This is a genomic window from Conexibacter sp. JCM 18997 (assembly GCF_055391915.1).
The window spans coordinates 161,439-179,888 of the sequence record NZ_AP043885.1 but is presented as its reverse complement, the minus strand read 5'-3'; the positions used below and the strand labels follow the sequence as shown (position 1 = coordinate 179,888).

21 protein-coding genes are annotated in these 18,450 nt (G+C 73.5%); 8 read left to right on the top strand and 13 right to left on the bottom strand.

The window, feature by feature from the left end; genetic code table 11:
- Positions 1-194: 194 nt before the first annotated feature.
- Positions 195-1,352, bottom strand: coding sequence for a sensor histidine kinase (locus ACZ5UI_RS00920; RefSeq protein ID WP_464193242.1), 1,158 nt, complete (start codon positions 1,350-1,352; stop codon positions 195-197).
- Positions 1,349-2,002, bottom strand: a complete 654-nt coding sequence (locus tag ACZ5UI_RS00915; RefSeq protein WP_464193240.1) for a response regulator transcription factor — start codon at positions 2,000-2,002, stop codon at positions 1,349-1,351. The genes ACZ5UI_RS00920 and ACZ5UI_RS00915 overlap by 4 nt, the downstream gene beginning before the upstream one ends.
- A gap of 92 nt (positions 2,003-2,094) precedes the next feature.
- On the opposite strand from ACZ5UI_RS00915, the gene ACZ5UI_RS00910 reads away from it, so the two are divergent.
- The 3 genes from ACZ5UI_RS00910 to ACZ5UI_RS00900 all read left to right on the top strand — a co-directional run bounded on the left by ACZ5UI_RS00910 (position 2,095) and on the right by ACZ5UI_RS00900 (position 4,860).
- Positions 2,095-3,135, top strand: a complete 1,041-nt coding sequence (locus ACZ5UI_RS00910; RefSeq protein WP_464193237.1) for an AAA family ATPase — start codon at positions 2,095-2,097, stop codon at positions 3,133-3,135.
- The gene (locus tag ACZ5UI_RS00905; RefSeq protein WP_464193235.1) at positions 3,132-4,070 is read left to right on the top strand and encodes a DUF58 domain-containing protein; all 939 of its coding nucleotides are present in this window, start codon (positions 3,132-3,134) and stop codon (positions 4,068-4,070) included. The genes ACZ5UI_RS00910 and ACZ5UI_RS00905 overlap by 4 nt, the downstream gene beginning before the upstream one ends.
- Positions 4,071-4,245: 175 nt before the next feature.
- Positions 4,246-4,860, top strand: a complete 615-nt coding sequence (locus tag ACZ5UI_RS00900; protein ID WP_464193233.1) for a helix-turn-helix domain-containing protein — start codon at positions 4,246-4,248, stop codon at positions 4,858-4,860.
- A gap of 69 nt (positions 4,861-4,929) precedes the next feature.
- Here the strand turns inward: ACZ5UI_RS00900 and ACZ5UI_RS00895 are convergent, their stop codons facing one another.
- From ACZ5UI_RS00895 to ACZ5UI_RS00850, 10 genes are all read right to left on the bottom strand, one after another.
- Entirely contained in the window at positions 4,930-5,700 is a 771-nt protein-coding gene (locus ACZ5UI_RS00895; RefSeq protein ID WP_464193231.1) for a hypothetical protein, read from the bottom strand.
- A 96-nt stretch (positions 5,701-5,796) separates the two neighbouring features.
- Positions 5,797-6,216, bottom strand: a complete 420-nt coding sequence (locus tag ACZ5UI_RS00890; protein ID WP_464193229.1) for an FHA domain-containing protein — start codon at positions 6,214-6,216, stop codon at positions 5,797-5,799.
- Positions 6,217-6,309: 93 nt separating this feature from the next.
- A complete protein-coding gene (locus ACZ5UI_RS00885; protein ID WP_464193227.1) occupies positions 6,310-7,314 on the bottom strand; it encodes an acyl-CoA dehydrogenase family protein in 1,005 nt (334 codons plus the stop codon).
- A gap of 17 nt (positions 7,315-7,331) precedes the next feature.
- Positions 7,332-8,477 carry an acyl-CoA dehydrogenase family protein gene (locus ACZ5UI_RS00880; RefSeq protein WP_464193224.1) on the bottom strand — a complete coding sequence of 382 codons (1,146 nt, stop codon included), beginning with the start codon at positions 8,475-8,477 and terminating at the stop codon, positions 7,332-7,334.
- Positions 8,468-9,085, bottom strand: coding sequence for a TetR/AcrR family transcriptional regulator (locus tag ACZ5UI_RS00875; RefSeq protein WP_464193222.1), 618 nt, complete (start codon positions 9,083-9,085; stop codon positions 8,468-8,470). Before ACZ5UI_RS00875 ends, ACZ5UI_RS00880 begins: the two co-directional genes overlap by 10 nt.
- Positions 9,086-9,141: 56 nt before the next feature.
- A complete protein-coding gene (locus tag ACZ5UI_RS00870) occupies positions 9,142-9,678 on the bottom strand; it encodes a VOC family protein (protein WP_464193219.1) in 537 nt (178 codons plus the stop codon).
- Between the two features lie 18 nt (positions 9,679-9,696).
- Positions 9,697-10,890, bottom strand: a complete 1,194-nt coding sequence (locus ACZ5UI_RS00865) for an ABC transporter permease (protein ID WP_464193217.1) — start codon at positions 10,888-10,890, stop codon at positions 9,697-9,699.
- The gene (locus tag ACZ5UI_RS00860) at positions 10,881-11,555 is read right to left on the bottom strand and encodes an ABC transporter ATP-binding protein (RefSeq protein WP_464193214.1); all 675 of its coding nucleotides are present in this window, start codon (positions 11,553-11,555) and stop codon (positions 10,881-10,883) included. Before ACZ5UI_RS00860 ends, ACZ5UI_RS00865 begins: the two co-directional genes overlap by 10 nt.
- On the bottom strand, positions 11,545-12,612 hold the full coding sequence (locus tag ACZ5UI_RS00855; protein WP_464193212.1) for a peptidoglycan-binding protein: 1,068 nt from the start codon (positions 12,610-12,612) through the stop codon (positions 11,545-11,547). The genes ACZ5UI_RS00860 and ACZ5UI_RS00855 overlap by 11 nt, the downstream gene beginning before the upstream one ends.
- Positions 12,609-13,118 carry a hypothetical protein gene (locus ACZ5UI_RS00850; RefSeq protein ID WP_464193209.1) on the bottom strand — a complete coding sequence of 170 codons (510 nt, stop codon included), beginning with the start codon at positions 13,116-13,118 and terminating at the stop codon, positions 12,609-12,611. The genes ACZ5UI_RS00855 and ACZ5UI_RS00850 overlap by 4 nt, the downstream gene beginning before the upstream one ends.
- Before the next feature lie 108 nt (positions 13,119-13,226).
- Here ACZ5UI_RS00850 and ACZ5UI_RS00845 point away from each other — a divergent pair, with 108 nt between their 5' ends.
- The 5 genes from ACZ5UI_RS00845 to ACZ5UI_RS00825 all read left to right on the top strand — a co-directional run bounded on the left by ACZ5UI_RS00845 (position 13,227) and on the right by ACZ5UI_RS00825 (position 17,438).
- Positions 13,227-14,174 carry a type IV toxin-antitoxin system AbiEi family antitoxin domain-containing protein gene (locus ACZ5UI_RS00845; protein WP_464193206.1) on the top strand — a complete coding sequence of 316 codons (948 nt, stop codon included), beginning with the start codon at positions 13,227-13,229 and terminating at the stop codon, positions 14,172-14,174.
- A 111-nt stretch (positions 14,175-14,285) separates the two neighbouring features.
- Positions 14,286-14,945, top strand: coding sequence for a response regulator transcription factor (locus ACZ5UI_RS00840; RefSeq protein WP_464193204.1), 660 nt, complete (start codon positions 14,286-14,288; stop codon positions 14,943-14,945).
- Entirely contained in the window at positions 14,942-16,003 is a 1,062-nt protein-coding gene (locus ACZ5UI_RS00835) for a sensor histidine kinase (RefSeq protein ID WP_464193201.1), read from the top strand. The genes ACZ5UI_RS00840 and ACZ5UI_RS00835 overlap by 4 nt, the downstream gene beginning before the upstream one ends.
- 49 nt (positions 16,004-16,052) lie before the next feature.
- Complete coding sequence (locus tag ACZ5UI_RS00830; protein WP_464193199.1) at positions 16,053-17,078, top strand: SGNH/GDSL hydrolase family protein; 1,026 nt, start codon at positions 16,053-16,055, stop codon at positions 17,076-17,078.
- 12 nt (positions 17,079-17,090) lie between these two features.
- Positions 17,091-17,438: a hypothetical protein gene (locus ACZ5UI_RS00825; protein WP_464193197.1), complete on the top strand. Its 348-nt coding sequence runs from the start codon at positions 17,091-17,093 to the stop codon at positions 17,436-17,438.
- Here ACZ5UI_RS00825 and ACZ5UI_RS00820 read toward each other — a convergent pair.
- Positions 17,431-18,432, bottom strand: coding sequence for a DUF459 domain-containing protein (locus ACZ5UI_RS00820; RefSeq protein WP_464193194.1), 1,002 nt, complete (start codon positions 18,430-18,432; stop codon positions 17,431-17,433). The two genes, ACZ5UI_RS00825 and ACZ5UI_RS00820, sit on opposite strands and share 8 nt — an antisense overlap.
- Positions 18,433-18,450 lie beyond the last annotated feature (18 nt).

Sequence of the window (18,450 nt, the reverse complement as noted above, 5' to 3'; positions counted from 1 at the left end):
GGACCGTGCAGTTCCCTGTGAGAGGCCCATGCTTGGCCTGCCTTCCCCTTCCGCGCTGCGCACCGCCACTGTGGCGTGTGTCGCCGGCGCCGGCGTCGCCCTCGTCGGCCTGTCCTTCTCCAACGTCGCGGCGATGGACAGCACGCTGGCCGCCGCCACGCATCAGCCCGCGCCGGTGCACAACAGCACCCCGGTCAGCTTCGATGTGAAGCGGGACTGCCCGCGTGAGCATCGTCCGACGGCGACGAAGCCGGCGTCGGATCTGCAGTACTGACGCCGGGCAGCTGCACCGACACCTCCAGGCCGCCGCCCGGCCGCGCCCGCACGTCGACGCTGCCGCCGTGAGCGGTGGCCACCGACCGCACGATCGACAGGCCCAGGCCGGCGCCGGGCGGCCCGTCGCCAGACCCGGCCCGCCCACCCAGACGCTGGAACGGCTCCAGCAGCCGCGCCGCCGACTCGGCCGGCACCGGCGCGCCGCCGTTGGACACCGTCAGCAGGGCATCCGAGCCGGTGGCGCGCAGCTCGACCGTCGCCCAGCCGCCGGTCACGTTGTGGCGCACCGCGTTGTCGACCAGGTTGGCCACGAGCCGCTCCAGCAGCCGCGGGTCGCCCTCGACGACGAGCTCCTGGGCCGGCCCCGCGAAGCGCACCTGGACCTCGTGCTCGAGCGCCTCGCCGGCGCGCTGCTCGATCGCCCGCCGCGACGCCGCGGCCAGATCGACGGGGGCGCGCCGCTCGACGCCCGCCTCGCTGCGGGCCAGCATCAGCAGGCTCTCCAGCAGCTGCTCGCACTCGATCGTGGCCTCGCGCACGGTCTCGCCCATCGCGCGCAGCTCGGCCACGTCGGCATCGGGATCGGCCAGCGTGACGTCGACCTCGGCACGCATCACGGTCAGCGGCGTGCGCAGCTCGTGCGAGGCGTTGGCCACGAAGCGCTTCTGGGCCGAGAACCCGGCGGCCACGCGATCGAGCATCTCGTCGAACGTGTCGGCCAGCTCGCGCAGCTCGTCGTGCGGGCCCCCCAGCGCGATGCGGTCGTCGAGCTGGTCCTGGGAGACGCGCCGCGCGGTCGCGGTGATCTCGGCCAGCGGCCGCAGCAGGCGCCCGGCCACGACCCAGCCGAGCGCGACGGCGACCAGCAGGGTGCCGATCAGCGCCAGCGCGTACTGGCTGCGCAGGTCGGCGAGCGTGTCGTTGGCCACGTCGGTGGGCAGCGTGCGGTGGAAGTGCCGCGCGACGAGCCAGTAGCTGATGCCCAGCAGGAGCGCGCCCGCGACGCCGAACAGCGCCGCGTACAGCGCGGTCAGCCGCGTGCGGACCGACAGGTGCAGTCCGGGCCGGTGCGTCACACCCGGTAGCCGGCGCCCACGACCGTGTGGACCACCGGCGGGTCGCCGAGCTTGCGGCGCAGCGTCATGACCGTCATGCGCACCGCGTTGGTGAACGGGTCGGCATGCTCGTCCCACACCCGCTGCAGCAGCTCCTCGGCCGAGACGGTGGCGCCGTCGGCCTGCATCAGGACCTCGAGCACGCCGAACTCCTTGGGCGTCAGCTCGACCGTCTCGCCGTCGCGGGTCACCGTGCGCCGGGCCGGGTCCAGCTCGACGCCGCCGGCGCTGAGCACCGGCGGGCGGGCGCGCACGTTGCGGCGGGCCAGCGCGTGGACGCGGGCGACCAGCTCGGCGAACGCGAACGGCTTGGCCAGGTAGTCGTCGGCGCCGAGCGCGAGGCCGTCGACGAGATCGTCCAGCGTCCCCGACGCGGTCAGCATCAGGACCTTCGTGTCGGGCTGCTCGGCGGCCAGCGCGCGGCACACGTCGTCGCCGTGCATCTCGGGCAGGTCGCGGTCCAGCACGACGACGTCGTAGTCGTGCACGCGCGCCTTGTACAGCGCCTCGGCCCCGTCGGGCGCGTGATCCACGGCCAGGCCCTCGCGGCGCAGCCCGCGCACGACCGCGTCGGCGACCCGGCGTTCATCCTCGGCGACTAGTACGCGCATACGGAGAACAGGATCAGATCACGCCGTAAGCCAGGAGTAAACGTTGCGCGAGACTTATCCCGAGCTGACACGGGGTATGGCAGGTTCCGACCATGAGCTCTGAAGAACCCACCCACGCGGCACGGCCCGAGCCGACCCCCCGCGACGCGCTCGAGGAGGTCCTGTTCGAGGTCAAGCGTGTGATCGTGGGCCAGGATGCGATGCTCGAGCGCCTGCTCGTCGCGCTGCTGGCCGGCGGACACGTGCTGCTCGAGGGCGTTCCGGGGCTCGCCAAGACGCTGACCGTCAAGACGCTGGCCGAGGCCATCGGCGGCACGTTCAAGCGCGTGCAGTTCACGCCGGATCTGGTGCCCGCCGACCTCGTCGGCACCCGCGTGCTGAAGGCCGACGGCACGGGCTTCGACGTCGAGCTCGGTCCCGTGTTCGGCAACCTGGTGCTGGCCGACGAGATCAACCGCGCGCCGGCCAAGGTGCAGTCGGCCCTGCTGGAGGTCATGCAGGAGCAGCAGGTGACGATCGGCGGCAACACGTACGCGGTGCCCACGCCGTTCCTGGTCATGGCCACGCAGAACCCGATCGAGTCCGAGGGCACGTATCCGCTGCCCGAGGCGCAGGTCGACCGCTTCCTGTTCAAGCTGATGGTCGGCTACCCGACGCCGGGCGAGGAGGCCTCCGTGGTCGGTCGCTCGCTGCGCGGGCCGGTCGCCGTCGAACAGCGCCTGGACCTGGGCGACCTGGAGGCGCACCGGCGCACGGTGGCCGAGGTGTTCGTCGATCGCGACGTCGTCGGCTACGCGGTCAGCCTGGCCGACGCCACGCGCCGCCCGGCCGAGCACGGCCTGTCGGACCTGTCGCCGTTCATCGAGTACGGCGCCAGCCCCCGTGGCCCGATCGGCCTGGTGCACTCCGCGCGCGCGCTGGCCGTCCTGCGCGGCCGCCGCCACGTCGTCGCCGCCGACGTGCGCGACCTGGCCGCCGACGTGCTGCGCCACCGCCTGGTGCTGTCCTACGACGCGCTGGCCGAGGGCGTCAGCGCCGACGACATCCTGTCGCGCGTGATCGAGTCGATCCCGCTGCCGGCCGGTGAGCGCCGCCGCAGCGACGCGCCCGCGGGCGAGCGCTTCGCGGCATGAGCCCAGCGGCATCCGCCGTCGGGCACCTGGCCCCGCCCCCGGGTCGCCAGGGCCCGGGGCCGCTGCCGGCCCCGCTGATCGACTCGCTCCAGCTGTCGGTCGCGCGCCGCGCCGCGGGCCAGCTGCCGGGTGACCGCATGGGCCCCGGCCTGGGCCGGGGCACCGAGCTGGCCCAGTTGCGCCCGTACGTCCCCGGCGACGATGTGCGCACGCTGGATCCGTTCGCCTACGCGCGCACCGGGATCCCGCACGTGCGCGAGTACGTGCCGGAGAAGGCGCTGACCACCTGGATGGTGCTCGACGTGTCGCCGTCGATGGCCTTCGGCACGGCCGACCGCCTGAAGTCCGACGTGGCCGAGGGCACCGCGCTGGTGGTGACGCGGCTGGCCCTGCACCACGGCGGGCGCATCGGGCTGGCCACCTGCGGCTCGGCCACCGATCGGCTGGTGCCCCCGCGCGGCGGGCGCGGCGCGCTGGCCGGCGTGCGGCGCGTGCTCGAGGAGGGCGTCGCGATCGACGGCACCGTGCCGTCGCATCCCGGCCACCCCTCTGCGCTGGCCCGCACGCTGGCCCGGCTGCGCAAGCTGACCTCGAACCCCGGCCTGATCGTCGTCATCTCCGACCTGCGCGGTCCGCGCGACTGGCGCCCGGCGCTGTCCGCCCTGGGCGCCAAGCACTCGCTGCTCGTCGTCGAGATCCGCGATCCCCGCGAGGAGACGCTCCCGTCCGTCGGCCCGCTGGCCCTGATCGACCCCGAGAGCGGTCAGCGCATCGAGGTCGACACGGGCAGCAAGCGGCTGCGCGACCGCTTCGCCCAAGCCGCGCGCGAGGACCGCGCCGCGGTCGCCGACGAACTGCGTCGCGCGCGTGTCCAGCACGTCGTCCTGTCGACGGAGGGCGACTGGCTGCGCGTGCTCGGACGCCGTTTGCGATGACCGCGCATCCGCTGTTCGTCCAGTTGCTCGAATGGCCCGTTTTCGCCCGTTTGCTGGGCATTCTTTGCACCATTAACCGATTTCGGGTGGCCATCGTTGACCGATTGAGCGTTTCCGAGGGGATCGGTATGGTCATCGTGCCTTTCCTCCGTCATCCAAGGGAGACTTCTCCGCTGTGACCCCCTCCACCCCGACCACGACCGTCCGCATCCCGCGCTCCGAACAGGACCTGGAGACGCGGATGGCCAAGGCGCTGGCGCACCCGCTGCGCGCCCGCGTCCTCAACCGACTCAACGAGGGCGTGGCCAGCCCGAACGAGCTGTCGCGCGAGCTCGGCGAGCCCCTGGGCAACGTCAGCTACCACGTCAAGGCGCTGCTCGAGCTCGGCTGCATCGAGCTCGTCGACACCGCGCAGCGGCGCGGCGCGATCGAGCACTACTACCGCGCGCTGACCCGCGCCCGCCTGGACGAGAGCGCCTTCAAGAAGCTCCCGGCGTCGATCCGCGGCGAGCTGTCCGGCGTGGTCGTCGAGGAGGCCATCGGCGACATCGCCAAGGCGTTCAAGGCAGGCACGTTCGACAGCCACGAGGACCGTCACGCGACGGTCACCCACCTGGCGCTCGACGCGCAGGCGTGGGGCGAGCTGACCGAGCAGCTCAACCAGCTGGTCGAGCGGGCCGGCGAGCTGCAGGCCCAGAGCGCGAAGCGCCTGGCCGACGGGAAGTCCGGCGGCGACGAGATCGCCACCTCGCTGGTCATCGCGGGCTACGAGTCCGCGCCCGGCGCCTAGCGCGCCGGTGCTGAGACCAGCGCGCCCGGACGGCGGACCGGGCGCGCTGCTCGTCAGCTGACGGTCGGCTCAGGGACGACAGGTGACGTCGTCGCTGGCCTTCTGGGTGTTGCCGTCCTCGGTCGTGAAGGTGACCTCGACCGGGACCTTGCGGCTGCTCGGGCAGGCCTGGGTGATCTGGAAGTACCCCTGCGTCTTGCCCTTGACCTTCGTGGTGACCTTGTCGATCGTCGACGTGATGTCGCTCTGGGCGTTGTCGAGCCCGGAGATCGGGTGCAGCAGGTTGGCGGGCACGTCGAACTGCAGCGCCTGCCCCTTGCCCCCGAACGCGCTGACGAACTTGCCGTCCAGCGCCTGGTGGATGCCGATCACGCAGTCGGGCGGCGCACCGTCGAGGTACAGCGCGGCGCGGTTGACGCCCGCGTTGTAGATCGTCAGATCCAGGTTGCACGGGATCGACGTGTCGGTCGGGTCGCTGGCCGAGCCGGCCACGTTGATGACCTTGCCGCTGCCCACCTTGGAGCCCTTCGGGCACCCCGAGTCGCTCTGGGCGGCGTTGATCTGCGCGGCGGTGCACTTGGGGAACGGACCCCCGTTGGACGTGCCCCCGTAGAACCCGATCGAGTAGGTCTTGATCGGCGCGGGCCGCCCGCCGGTCGACGACTTCACCTGGAAGCTGAACTTCAGCTCGATCGGCAGCGGCTTGGCCTTGCTGGCGCCCTTGGCCGGCGAGACGTCACCCTGCACGCTGTAGACGTTGTTGGCCCCTTGGGCGTACGCGACGGCGGCGACGACGCACGCGACCACCAGCGCTCCCCCGAGCGCTACGAACTTCCGCATTCTCTCCCCCTGCTTGGGAACGTTGCTGTTTCCTGCACCGAAATCGTGGCACAAGAAACGCGGATGTTCAAGGAGCGGCCCGAGCCGCGGGAGGCGCTACCCGGCGGCTTGGCCGTCGGCGGCCGGCGCCTGCTCGACGGCAACCTCGACGAAGCGCAGCACCACGCGGCCGAGCACGATCTCGTCGCCGTTGGAGAGGATCGCGGCGTCCACGCGCTCGCCGTTGACCCACGTGCCGTTCATCGAGCGGTCATCCAGCAGCCAGGCGCGGCCGGAGCGCTCGACGACGCGCGCGTGGCGGCGCGAGACGGATGCGTCGTCGATGTGGACGTCGGCGCTCAGCCCCCGCCCGATGCGGGTGATCGCACCGGGATGCAGGGGCAGGGCCACGAGGTCGGTGCCGGTCTGCACCGCGAGGTAGCGCCCGGGCGCGGGCGTGGCCACCGCGAAGGCGGCCCGCTCCAGCTCGCGAGAGCTCAGAACCTGCGTGTGCTCGATGTCAGGACGGTCGGTCATGTGTGCTCCTACAGGACAGCGGCCGATCCTCAAGCCTCCCTCAAGGACCCCGAAAGAGTGTCGCGCGGCAACTTTGCCCGACCGCCGGGCTGATCATGCGTCGATCGTGTGAAGTCTCCGTGACACCAGTCGGGCGACACGGGCGCGGTGCGTCCCGGCTCCCCCGAGCAGCGCCGCGTCGAGCTGCGCGCGCTTGTACAGCCAGTGTACGTCAGCCTCCCAGGTGAACCCGATTCCGCCGTGGGCCTGGATCGCCGACGCGGTCACGTCGCGCCCCGCCTCCGACGCCGCGGCCTTGGCCAGCGAGGCGCCTTCGGCCAGGCGGTCCGGATCGGCATCGGCCGCCCAGGCGGCGAAGTACGTCGCGCTGCGGGCCGACTCGACGCCCAGCAGCATCTGCGCGCAGCGGTGGCTGACGGCCTGGAACGCGCCGACGGGGATGTCGAACTGCTTGCGCTCCTTGACGTAGGCCAGGGTCATGTCCAGCGCGCGCTGGCTGATGCCCACCAGCTCGGCCGAGACGGCGACGGCCGCGCGGTCGATGCCGGCGGCGACGTCGCCACCCAGCGCCTCGGCAGCGCTCGTCTCCACGCGGCCGTAGGCGCGCGTCGGGTCGATCGTGGCCACGGGCTCGATGCGCGCATCGGCCGCGGCGACGACGCGTGCGCTGTCGCCCTCGACGAGCACGAGCACGTCGGCGCCGGGCGCGTCGGGCACGATGCCCGCCGCGGGGCCGAGGGCGCCGCGCATGCTGCCGTCGGCCAGGCCGGGCAGCCAGCGCTCGCGCTGGGCGTCGTCGCCGCCATGCTCGATGGCCAGCGCGGCCAGCACGCTGCCGAACAGGGGCGTGACCGCGACGGCGTAGCCCAGTTCCTCCAGCAGCACCGACAGCTCGACCAGACCCAGGCCCTGGCCGCCGTGCGCCTCGGCGATGGCGATGCCGGGCCAGCCCAGCTCGGACAGCTCGGCCCACAGCGCCGGATCAGGGGTGCCGCTCTCGGCCGCGGTGCGCACGGCGGAGAACGCCGATCGGGACGCCAGCAGGTCGCGCGCGGTGCGCTTGATCTCGTACTGGTCCTCGGAGAAGTCGAAGTTCATGGTCTCGTGGCTCCTGCTCAGCGCATCCGGGGGAGGCCGAGCACGCGCTCGGCGACGATGTTCTTGAGGATCTCGGTCGTGCCGCCCTCGATCGAGTTGCCGCGCGCGCGCAGCAGCTCGAAGGCCCACGGCGAGTCGGTGGCCAGGGCCTCGTCGCCCAGCACGTCGACGGCCAGCTGCGTGAGCTGCTGGTTGGTGTCCGACCACATCCACTTGGTCAGCGACCCCTCGGGGCCGGGCTGGCCGTGCTTCTCGATCGCGGTCAGGCCGCGATAGGCGGTCAGGCGCAGCACCTCGGTGCGGACGTGCATCTCGCCCAGGCGCTCGGCGATCGACGGATCGTCGAGCAGGCCGCGCGCAGCGGCCGCGCTGATCAGCTTGTCCAGCTGCTGGCGCATGCGCACCTGCAGGAAGAAGGCCAGCCCCGAGCGCTCGTTCATGAGCGTCGTCATCGCCACCTTCCAGCCGTTGCCGACGCCGCCGACAACGTTCTCGGCGGGCACGCGCGCCTCCTGGAGGAAGAGCTCGTTGAACTCGGACTCGCCGGTGATCTGCCGCAGCGGCACGACCTCGACGCCGGGCTGCTCCATGTCGAGCACGAAGTAGGTCAGGCCCTGGTGCTTGCGCGGCGCGTCGGCGTCGGTGCGTGCGACGAGCATGCACCACTTGGCCCACTGCGCGCCGCTGGTCCACACCTTCTGACCGGTGACGACCCACTCGCCCGTCTCGGGGTCCTCGACCGCGCGCGTCTTCAGCGCGGCCAGGTCGGAGCCGGCGTCGGGCTCGGAGAAGCCCTGGCACCACGGCTCGCTGCCGTCGAGGATCGTCGGGAGCAGGCGCTCCTTCTGGGCGTCGCTGCCCCACACCATCAGCGTCGGGCCGGCCAGCAGGAGGCCGAGCACGTCGGCGGGCAGCGGGGCGCCGCTGCGGCCCAGCTCCTCGAAGAAGATCGCCGACTGGGTCAGCGTGGCGCCGCGCCCGCCGTACTCCGGCGGCCAGTGCACGCCGGCCCAGCGGTCGGCGGCCATCGTGCGCTGCCACTCGCGCCGCCAGTGCCAGTGCGCGTCCTCGGTGGTCGGCTCGTCGCCGGGCGCGTGCGCCTCCAGCCACGTCCGCAGCTCGTCGCGGAACGCGGTCTCGGCGTCGTCGAAGGTCAGGTCCATGGTCTCCCCAGGGTGGTGGCGGTGTCGACGAGGGTGTCCTCGAGCTCGGAGGCCGACCCGCCCTGGCGCATGTGCGCGCAGACGAGCTGGTCGACCCCGGCCGAGAGGACGAAGAGGGCGTCGTCGCTGGGCAGCGGCGCGCGGTCGCCGGCGGCGGCGAACGACGCGCGGTAGCGCTGGGCGAAGCGCCGGATGGTCACGTCGCGCGCGACCCCGGCCGCCGGTCCGGCGACGTGGATCTCGAACAGGTGCGCGCGGGCGAAGCGCGGCTCGGCGTCCAGCTCGGCCAGGTAGGCGCGCATGCCGGCGCGCAGCTTGGCCCGCCAGTCGCCGTCGGTCGCGCGCACGGCGGCGTCGATGCGCTCGTCGAGCACGTCGACGCCGTGGCGGTAGGCGTCCAGGAAACACGCCTCCTTGGAGGCGAACAGCGCGTAGAAGGTCCCGCGCGAGACGCGGGCGGCGCGGACGGCGTCGGCCACTGTGGCGGCGGCGTAGCCCTTCTCGCCGACGACCTGCGTCATCGCCTCCAGCAGCCGCGCGCGCTGGGCGCCGTCACGCGCCTCCAGCAGGGGCTCGACCTCCGGGTGCTCTCCGACCAGGGACGCCATGGGACCATGCGTACCCTACGAGTACAGAGCCGTACCTGCAAGGTACGGCCCGCGGCTCAGTGCGCGCCGCCCTCTTCCTCGACCTCGGCCAGCAGGCCCTCCACGTCGAGATCGCCGAAGCCCATCGTCACGCGCCCGTTCTCGTCGCGGGGCCACAGGTCCACCGGGCGATCCCAGGCCAGCTCGACGTCGTTGCCGTCGGGATCGGTGACGTAGATCGCCTCGTGGGTGCCGTGATCGGACAGCTGGCGCAGCGGCCAGTCGGCGGCCTGCAGGCGGCGCAGCGCGTCGGCCAGGCCGGCCCGTGTCGGGTAGTTGATCGCGACGTGATGCAGGCCGGCGACGCCGTCGGGCTGCGGCGGCCCACCGCCCGACTTCCACGTGTTGAACCCGAGGTGATGGTGGTAGCCGCCGGCGGCCAGGAACAGCACGTCGCCGGTCGTGCCCCACCCCGGCACGTCGCGCAGCTCCTCGACGACGTGGAAGCCGAGCAGGTCGACGTAGAAGCGGCGCGGGTTCTCGATGTCCGAGGTGCGCAGGTGGACGTGACCGATCGTCACGCCGGGATCGATGGGCCGTGCGGGTTGGGTCACACTGCGGGGTATACCGGGTCAGGCGCCGCGCAACGCCTCCGTCGGCGCCAGCCGCGCCGCCCGCGTGGCCGGATACAGGCCGGCGACGGCGCCGATGATCAGCGCGCTGGCCACCCCGCCGGCCAGCGCGTAGGCCGGCACCACGACCGCCCAGTCCCGGCTGACGGCGTAGGCGATCGTCACGCCGGCGCCCAGCAGCGCACCGGCCACGCCGCCCAGCGTGGCCAGGATCAGCGACTCGCACAGGAACTGCTCGGCCACGTGGCGGCGGGTCGCGCCGATGGCCCGGCGCAGGCCGATCTCCGAGCGGCGCTCGAGCACCGAGATGACCATCACGTTGGCGATGCCCACGCCGCCGACCAGCAGCGCGACCGCGCCCAGACCGAGGAACAGCGAGGTGAAGGCGGTGCGCGCCGCCGCCCGCGCCTCGATCGCATCCGAAGGCCGCGCCACGTCGACCTCCTCGGGGTTCTCCGGGTTGGCGGTGGCGCCCGCGACCGCGCGGACCGCCGCGATGTCGCGGTCGTCGTCGGTGCGCAGGTAGATCTTCGTCGGCGAGCCGTCCGCGTCCAGCTCGCGTTCGGCCATGTCGGTGCCGACCAGCGCCGCGGTGTCCAGCGACTCGTCAAGCGTGACGGGGTCCAGGATCCCGATCACCGTCCACGGCTGCCCGTCGATCGTCACGTTCACGCCCGGCTGGGTGATGCCCAGGCGCCGGGCCGCGGTGGCGCCGAGCACGACGGTGGGCAAGCGCGACACGGCCGCGTCCAGGAAGCGGCCCGCGGCCAGCGTCGCCCCCATCAGCGTCTGCAGGTTCGCCGTCGCCGCGTACACGCCGACGCCGCTGGTCTGCTCGTCGGGGATGAGCGACGTGCGGCGCACGGTGATGCCCGACAGCAGCTCGATCGAGGCCGAGCCGGCCACCCCGTCGACGCGGCTGAGCGAGGCGCGCGCGGTGTCGGGCAGCGTGGCGTCCTCGCCGAACATCGACTGGCCCGGGCCGACGGTCAGCAGGTTGGTGCCCAGGCGATCCAGCTGGGCCAGGAGGTCGGCCTTGGACGACTCGCTGATCCCCAGCACGGCCACCATCGAGGCGATGCCGATCGCGATGCCCAGCGCCGACAGCGCGGCGCGCAGGCGACGCGAGAGCAGGCCGACGGCGCCGACGCGCACCACGTCGGCGGCCAGCAGGCGGCTCGGGGTCAGACGCACGCGACCACCCGCCCGTCGAGCAGCTCGATGCGCCGGGGCAGCTGTGCGGCGAGGTCGCGGTCGTGGGTGATGACGGCGATCGTCGTGCCGTCGTCGTGCAGGTCGCGCAGCAGCTCCAGCACGCGCGCGCCCGAGGCGCTGTCGAGGTTGCCGGTCGGCTCGTCGGCGAAGACGATCGCCGGGCGGGCCAGCAGCGCGCGGGCGATGGCCACGCGCTGTCGCTCGCCGCCGGACAGCTCGTTGGGGCGGTGATGGAGGCGGTGGTCCAGGCCGACGCGCTCCAGCGCCCGCGCGGCGTGCGTGCGCCGCTCGCGGTGCGGCACGCCGGCGTACAGCAGCCCTTGGGCGACGTTGTCCAGCGCGGTCAGCCCGTCGAGCAGGAAGAACTGCTGGAAGACGAAGCCGATGTGGCGCGCGCGCAAGGCGGCCAGCTGCGGGTCGCTCATCGCCGTCACGTCGCGGCCGGCCACGCGCACGGTTCCGGTGGTGGCCCGATCGAGCGTGCCCATGATGTGCAGCAGCGTCGACTTCCCCGAGCCCGACGGCCCGACGATCGCCACCAGCTCGCCGGCGTCCACGGTCAGCGAGACGTCGCTGAGCACCTGCACCGGGCCGGGATAGACCTTGCCGACCGCCTCCAGCTCGAGCACGGGCTCAGACGCCATCGGGAACCACCACCTGGTCGCCCTCGTGCAGCGGGCCGCCGGTGATGGCCACCAGGCCGTCGGCGAACTGCCCGACCTCGACGGCGACCCGCCGCGTGGTCGTTCCGTCGACGAGGTCGACGGCGAACCCGCCGCCCGGCTTGGCCAGCAGCGCGGTGACCGCAACCGCGAGCGCGTCCGGGCTGACCTCGGCGGCCAGGCCGACGGACACGGGCGCGCCGTCGAGCCGCCCGGCCGCCCGGTCGTGGTCCAGCGCGATGCGCAGCTTGACCGTGGCGCTCGTGTCGGCGGCCGGGTCGTCGGCCGGGTCCTCGCTGGCGGCGGCGGACTCGGCCACCGCGCCGACGGAGCTGACGTGCCCCTTGACGTCGTCGCCCGCCGGCAGCGTGACCACGACGTCGTCGCCGGCGTGGACGAGGTCCTGGTACTGCGCGTCGAGGTCGACGGTGACCGAGCGGCGCGGGGTCGTCGTCGTCATCACCTGGGTGCCGGCGCTGACCAGGTCGCCGCGCTGGGCGGTCACGTCGCCGATGCGCCGCGGCCCGGGCAGGAACACGACCTGGCCCAGCTCGACGCGCCCGGTCTGCGTCCAGCCGACGTGCTTCTGCCAGGCGACGACGGCGTCGTAGGTGTCGCCGTCGAACGTGTCGTCGACGCTGCCCGGGTCGTAGCCGAGCGCGTCGAGGTTGCGCTCCAACTGGGCGACGTCCGCGCCCTCGGTGCCCCAGGAGAGCGCCCGGTAGGCGGGCGTGTCGCCGTAGAGCAGGCGCACCGCCTGGCCGTCGAGGCGGTAGAGCGCTTCGCCGCGCCTGCGCCGCGCGCCTTCGGGTGCGGTCGCGGTGACGGTTCCCGGGGCCGCGGCGGCCAGGCGGTCGAGCACCGCGCGGCTGCCCGCGTAGCCCAGCGTTCCCGGAACGCTCTCGCGGGAGATCAGCGTGGTGCGCTGCACGGTGGCGGTCTGGGTGGTCGCCACCCCGGTGGTCGCGGCCGGCTCGCCCCCGCCACAGCCGGCCAGCGCGAGCGCCCCGCCGGCGGCGATCAGCAACGCCGGCCTCATTGCTCGTCATCCCCGCCCGGCTGGGGCAGCTTGTCCTGGCAGGCCTTCTGGGCCGCGTCGAAGCTGGGGTCGTTGCGCGGGCGCCGGATCCGGATGCCCTGGCCGGGCACGGGGTCTGGGATGTCCTGACCGTGGTCGCGCATGCACTGCGCGAACTCGAGCATCGCCTGCTCGGCCGCCTGGCGCTCTTCGGGCGTCAGGCTCGCCGGGCCGATCTTGTCCATCAGGCCGCTGCACGCCTTCTGGGCCACCTCCGGATCGACGCCGTTGCCGCCGTTCATCCGCACGCGCATCCGGCCCTTGGCGTCGACCTCGGGATCGGGCATGTCGACGCCGTGCTCGCGCATGCACGCGGCCCACTTCAATGCCGCCTCCTGCTTGTCCGCCGCCGAGGCGGTCGTGGCGGTCCCCGGACCCGAGCCGCCGCTCGAGCCGCAGGCGCACAGCGTGACCAGCAGGGTGGCGACCGCACCGGCACCAGCGGTCTGAAAGGTCTTGGTGTCCATGACCGGCGACCGTAGGCCGGGCCCGATAACACCCCGGTGTCACCGACGCTCGCTGCAACACCGCTGTTACGGGGGCGAGACTCCGGCCGTTGCCGCCTAAGACCCGGTATGCGGGACAAACAAGACAACGGCCGGCGCGTCGCCGCGCTCGCCGGACAACAACACGGGGTCGTGACGAGGGCGCAACTGCTCGCGCTCGGATTCTCGACGACGAAGATCGGACGCTGGCTGGCCAACGGCCGGCTGATCGATGTCCACCGCGGCGTCTACGCGGTGGGGCACGGTGCGCTGGACCAGCACGGGCGCTGGCTCGCCGCGACCTGGGCCTGCGGCGCTGGAGCCGCCCTCAGCCACGGGAGCGCTGCGGTGCTGTGGGAGGTGCGTGGCTACCACCCACGCTTGATCCACGTGACCCGCCCCGCCACGGGTGGGCGGGTGCATCCGCCGGGCGTGCGGGTGCACCGTTACCGCTCGCTGGATCCGGACGCCGACGTGACACTCCACGGGGTCATCCCGGTGACGACGGTCGAGCGCACGCTGCTCGACCTGACCTTCGTTCTGCCGTTGCGCAAGGTTCGGCGCGCCTACGGCCAGGCCGCCGAGCTCGGGCTGCTCGACCGTGCCGAGGTCGATCGGCTGATCGCCACCCACCCGCACCGACGCGGCACGCGAGCGTTCGCCGCGATCGCCGCCGCGCATCGACCGGGTCAGCCGCTCAGCCGCTCCGACTTCGAGGACCGCCTCGTCGAGCTGTGTGCGCGGTACGGGCTGCCGACGCCGCTGCTCAACCAACCGCTCGAGGGACTCGAGGTCGATCTGCTGTGGCCGGGCCATCGCCTGGTTGCTGAGGCCGACACGTCCGCGTTTCACGGCACATGGGCCGCCCGCGAGCGCGACTACGCGCGCGACGCGCGCCTGAGCGCCGCCGGTTACACCGTGCTCCGTTTCAACGACACCCAGGTGGACCACGCCCCGGAGACCGTTGCCGCCTCCCTCGCCCGGTCGTTGTCCGATCGAGCCCGGATAGCGGGTCGGAGCGGACAACCGCCGGAGTGAGGGGCCGCGCGGGCCCGGTCGTTGTCCGATCGAGCCCGGATAGCGGGTCGGAGCGGACAACGGCGGATGTGACGCGCGCGTTATGCGGCTCTCGTCAGGATGCGCCGCGCGATGCGCGTGCTGATCGTCGAGGACGAGCCGGATCTGGCCGAGCTGGTGGCGCGCGGGCTGCGCCGTCGTGGGCTGGCCGTGGACGTGTCGCTCGACGGCGCGGACGGGCTGCGCAAGGCGCTGGTCACCGACTACGAGATCGTCGTGCTCGATCGCGACCTCCCGCACGTCCACGGCGACGAGCTGTGCCGGACGCTGCGGGAGCACGGCAACCCGGCGAAGATCCTCATGCTGACCGCGTCGGGCACGATCCGCGACCGCGTCGAGGGCCTCGAGCTGGGCGCCGACGACTACCTGCCCAAGCCGTTCGCCTTCGCCGAGCTGGCCGCGCGCGTCGCCGCGCTGGGCCGGCGCAGCGGTCCGCTGCGTCCGCCGGTGCTGCGCCACGGCGACCTCGAGCTCGACGAGGCGTGCCTGCGCGCGGTGCGGGCCGGCCACCCGATCGAGCTCAACAACAAGGAGTTCGGCGTGCTGCGCGTGCTGATGAGCGCCGACGGCGCGGTCATCTCCGGCGAGGAGCTGCTGCGGCGAGTGTGGGACGAGCACGCCGACCCGTTCACCAACACGGTGCGCGTGACGGTCATGCGGCTGCGACGCAAGCTCGGACGGCCCGACCCGATCGAGACGGTCGTCGGCGCGGGCTACCGGATGGCCCCATGAGGCAGTGGGCCTGGTCGGGCAGCTCGCCACCGGCGATCCGCCTGCGCCTGACGCTGCTCTACGCGTCGCTCTTCGTCGTCTTCGGCGCGCTCCTGCTGGGCGTGAGCTTCTTCGTGGTGAGCGAGCAGTTCAGCGGGCCCAGCGATGCCGTCTTCGTGTCGCGCATGCAGTCGGGCGCCGCGGGCCCGATGGCCCAGCCCCTGATCACGCCGCCGGAGGCCGACCAGATCCTGACCCGGCTGCGGCGCGACAACGAACAGAACGTCGACCAGGTGCTGCTGTGGTTCGCCATCGCGCTGGGCCTGAGCACGATCGCCGCGCTGGGCCTCGGCTGGCTGCTGGCCGGCCGGGCGATCCGCCCGCTCCAGGACGCCTGGGACACCCAGCGCCAGTTCATCGCCCACGCGTCGCACGAGCTGCGCACGCCGCTGGCCGTGATGCGCACGTCGCTGGACGTGACCGGCGAGGAGGGCGGCTACGACGATCCGGCGCAGGTGCGCGCGATGGTGGCCACCCAACGCAAGGCGCTGGCCCGCAGCGAGGCGCTGGTCAACCGGCTGCTCGCCCTGGCCATGAGCGATCGCGGGCTGGACCGGCACGACCCGATCGACCTGGCCGCGCTGGTCGACGACGCGCTGGACGAGGCCGCACCCGCCGCCGCCGCGCGCAACCTGACGGTCCGCACCGACACCGTGCCGGCGCTGGTCAGCGGGGACGCCGTGCTGCTGCGTCAGCTGGTCGGCAACCTCGTCGAGAACGCCACGCGGCACAACCGCGAGGGCGGCCTGCTGGAGGTGTCGGTGGACTCCCGCGGCGACGCGGTCGCGCTGATCGTCCTCAACGACGGCCCGCCGCTGGGCGCCGACGTCGACGAGCTCCTGCAGCCGTTCCGGCGGACCGGAGCACGCGACGCCGGGGGCTACGGGCTCGGCCTGTCGGTCGTCGACCGGGTCGCGCGGGCCCATCGCGCGACCGTCGCGCTGGAGGCGCGCGAGCTCGGTGGTCTGCGCGCCGAGGTGCTGTTCGCCCGTGCCGCCGCGCCGCGACCCTTGCCATGATGGTCGGATGCCCGGCCGCGCCGTACTGGCGATCTTCGGCGTCGGACTCTTGCTGTCAGCGTGCGGCGCGAGCCCCGCGCAGACCGCCACACAGGCCCCCGATCCGCTGCCGGCGATCGGCCTGACGCTCGACTCACCCGAAGGCGGCGACGTGCTCGCCACCAAGGACGCCGGCACCCTGGTCGCCGAGGTGCCGGTGCGCGGCCACGCCCAGCCCGGCGCGTTCGTGCGCGTGTCCAGCGGCTGCGACGAGCCCGACTGCGAGCTCAGCGCGGAGGTCTCCCAGGACGGGCGCTGGGCGGTCACCGTGCGCGCGCAGGCCACGACCGCCAAGCCCTACGCCCGGATCTTCGCCCAGCTCGCGGCCGAGTCGTCGATCACGCTGGTCAAGCTGAAGGTGCCCACCACCAAGGCCGAGCGGGCCAAGGAGCGCAAGGCCCGCAAGGCGCGCCAGCAGGCCGCCCGCAAGGAGCAGTCCGCGCGCGGTGGCGGCGCCGTGGCGCCGGCGCCCACCGCGACGACGCCGGTCCTGCCCGAGCTGCCGGACGCGACCCCCACCCCGGTGCCCACGACGACCCCCGGCGCGGGCCTGTCCTCGTCGGTGCTGCTGATCGGCGACTCGCTCGGCGTGGGCATCCAGCCCTACCTGTCGGGTCTGCTGCCCGGCTGGTCGGTCACCTCCGACTCGCGCACCAGCCGCCCGCTGGCCGAGGGCATGGAACGCTGGCGGGCCGAGCGCGGCACCGCGGCGGTGAACGCGTTCAGCCTGTTCACCAACGACTCGCCGAGCAGCACCACCGCGCTGGAGGCCGCCGTGCGCGAGTCCGCGGCCGCCGGATGCGCGGTGTGGGCCACGATCGTCCGCCCGCCGCAGAGCGACACGTCCTACGCCCGCGCCAACCAGCTGCTCGAGCGCCTGGCCCAGGAGCTCCCGGGCCGCGTGGTCGTGGTGCCGTGGGCGGCCACCGTCGCCGCCAACCGCGACCTGGTCGGCTCCGACGGCGTGCACGCCACGTCGGCGGGCTACCGGGCGCGCGCTCAGCTGTACGCGCAGGCGATCCAGAGCTGCGTCTGACATCCTGCGCGGATGCTGCGCACGCTGCTCCTCGCCCTGCTCGCCCTCGCCGCCATCGCTGCGATCCCCGCCAGCGCATCGGCCGCGACCTGCAAGCTCCCGACCGACGGCAAGGGCTTCGGCCCGACCTACCTGCTGGCCCTGTCGACGTCCGGCACGAGCTGCACCAGCGGCAAGAAGGTGGTCAAGGTCTACAGCGACTGCGCCACGGCCAACGGGCCGAGCGGCCGCTGCGTCAAGAAGGTCCTCGGCTACGCCTGCCGCGAGCAGCGCACGACCGGCCCGACGCAGTTCGACGCCAAGGTGACCTGCGCCAAGGGCAAGGCCCAGGTGCGGTTCACGCTCACGCAGTTCACCTGAAGTCGGCGGCCAGCGCGCGCTGCACCGCGTCGGCGGCCAGCTCGGCCCCCGCGTCGTTGAGGTGCACGCCGTCGGGCTCGCGCACGACGGTCTCGCGGCCGTCGACGTCCATGCTCACGCGGTAGCGCCCGCCCGGCGTGAACAGGTGCGCCAGGTCCACGATGCGCACCTGGCTGCGGTACGGCTCGGCGGCCACCGCGACCGCCGCGTTGACGACGCGGGCGATCCTGCGCTGCTCGGCGTCACGCGGGAGCGGGAGCTGGAGCCAGTAGACGCGGGCGGCCCCGTCGCGGCGGTAGGCGTCCATCATCTGCCGGGCGCGCGTCGCGTAGGCGGCGGCCCAATCGGCGCCGCAGCAGGCGATCGGCTTCCCGCCCTTGCGCGCGGGCGGGAACGAGAAGCCCTCGTTGGCGCCGATGAACACGACCACCGCGTCGGTGTGCTCGCGCGCCTGCTTGGCCGACAGCGCGCCCCAGTCGAGCAGGTCGGACTTCGAGATCCCCGTCCCGATGTGCGGCTCGCGCGCGGTCTGCACGCCGTCCTGGGCCAGCCGCCGGGCCAGCACCGCGTCCAGCGGCATCGACATCGAGTCGCCGGTGACCAGCAGGGTGCCCAGCGCGCGCCTGGCCGGCGCGGGCTGGCCCAGCTGGGCGGGGTCGAACGCCTCGGGCCCGACCGGGGCGACCGCGCCCGCGGCGCCCGCGGCGCCCGCCGCCCCGACGCCCGCGGTGGCGAAGGAGCCCTCGTCGCCGAGGTCCTCGTCGGGCGACAGCCACGCGGTCGCGTCGTGCGCCCAACCCGAGAACGGCAGCGCGTCGCCGATCGCGCCGGCCGGCTGGCCCACCGCCAGCACCAGATCGCGCTGCCAGCCGGCGTCCATCTCGTCGCCGCTGTCGCGGATCGACGGACCCGCGCAGACCACGACGATCACCACCGCGATGACCAGCGCGAGGATCCCGTCGCGGGCCCGGAACCGCCGCGCGCGCACGTCCATCGGCGCCGCCGCGTCGGT